The organism is Pricia sp., assembly GCF_041745955.1.
Taxonomy (GTDB): domain Bacteria; phylum Bacteroidota; class Bacteroidia; order Flavobacteriales; family Flavobacteriaceae; genus Pricia.
In genome coordinates, this window is sequence record NZ_JBGTHY010000157.1 from 1 (window position 1) to 1,674 (window position 1,674).

General features: G+C 43.0%; 1 protein-coding gene and 2 pseudogenes. All 3 read left to right on the forward strand.

From position 1 onward, the window contains the following. Nucleotides 1-372 (forward strand): annotated as a pseudogene (locus ACEW8S_RS05770) (ABC transporter substrate-binding protein); the annotation flags it as partial. Then, nucleotides 362-1,216: an ABC transporter permease subunit gene (locus tag ACEW8S_RS05775; RefSeq protein ID WP_373517229.1), complete on the forward strand. Its 855-nt coding sequence runs from the start codon at nucleotides 362-364 to the stop codon at nucleotides 1,214-1,216. The pseudogene ACEW8S_RS05770 and the gene ACEW8S_RS05775, both read left to right, overlap by 11 nt. Nucleotides 1,217-1,312: 96 nt before the next feature. Next, nucleotides 1,313-1,674, forward strand: a pseudogene (locus ACEW8S_RS05780) (hypothetical protein); the annotation flags it as partial.

Sequence of the window (1,674 nt, forward strand, 5' to 3'; positions counted from 1 at the left end):
GAAAAAGTACTGAACGGTCTTTATCCTAAATCCACGCGTGGCTATGCTTGGGATAATGGTACGATCAAGAATTCAAATTATCTCGGGGTGCTGTACAACGCTCCCCAAAAGGCAGGTGCTATGCAGGTCATTGATTTCTTGCTATCCCCGGAAGCCCAGCTGAAAAAAGCCGAGGTAAACGGAATGAACTCGAATACGGTATTGAACATCGAAAGTCTGCCTGCAGACTGGCAAGAAAAGTTCAAAAAGGTCGCCAAACGTCAATACGGCCCTGAAATGAAACAGCTGGAAAAGAACGCCATCGCCGAACCGGCCCCAGAATATATGATCCGCCTTTATGAGGATTTTAGGAAGCAAGTCATTGAAAAATAAAAAACCAAATTTTGGCATCATCCTTTTCATCGCCATTGGCGTAGTGCCGTTTGCGGCGGCGTTCATCTATGCACTGCTCTATAGTTTTGGGGTCATCGGTGTGGCCAACAAGGGTTTTACCACTGAATTTTGGACATCAGTATTAGCTTCCGGCGAATTTTTCCGATCTTTTTTATACAGTTTTTTGATTGCCTTGGTCGCCGTGGTCGTCTCCGTAGGTGGAGCCTTATGGGCGACCCTTAAATTCCGAAAACGCTTGGAGCAAAAATTTCTATCCTTTATAATCTACTTGCCATTGGCAGTGCCGGGCATCGTCACCGGTTTTTTCACGTTTCAACTTTTCTCAAAAGGGGGCTTTTTTTCAAGGCTCAGCTATCAATTGGGGTGGATAACTGAAGCATTACAATTTCCAGACCTCGTTAATGATGCTTTGGCGTTCGGTATCGTACTATCTTTTATTACGATGATCATGCCTTTTTTTGTGTTACTCTTTTTGAACGTCTACAAAAACGAGCGTATCGAAGAGCTGTCCGTATTGGCGCAATCCCTGGGGGCAAACGCCAAACAGGTCACCCATCGAATATTTTTGCCCATTTTGGTCAAAAAGACATGGGTGCTTATCGTGCTCTATTTTATCTTTTTGCTGGGAGCCTATGAAGTACCGCTAATTTTAGGTCAAGAATCCCCACAAATGCTGTCGGTCTTGATCATTCGGGAAATAAAACAATACGACCTCGATAAAATATCCGAGGGCTATGTGGTCGCCGTGATGTATACCTTGATTGTTTCGACGGCTGCGATATTACTTTTTCTTCCCAAAAAAAGACGTATTTATGAACCTTAGAGGTTGTTTAGAATAAATTTGAACTGATTTTCAATAGTTTGAGGTTCTGGCAATACTTCAAAGTTTCTGAATATCGGGATATTTAAACATTTTGAAGTGAAGTCACGGTTCTCAAAATATCGGAAATCAGGAAGAAAGGAGTTTAAACAAGCTCTTAGTTGGAAACCATTTGTGTTGAGCGTGGCGGTGCTGTTGATCCTGTTTCCATTCGTGTACCTTGTTTTGCTATCCTTGGCTTCGGAATGGCGGTTCCCCGATATATTACCATCCTATTTCGGACTGAAAAACTGGATGACCATTCTAGGTTCCGAGACCGGATTGTTAGAAAGTTTTTTATCCTCCTTAGTAATATCCCTTTCTGTAGCTATCGTATCCACCACTTCGGGATTTCTGATCAGCCGAGCGGTTTTCTACCATCCTAAGAAAAACACCTTGACCCTGTTGGCCTATTTTCCCTA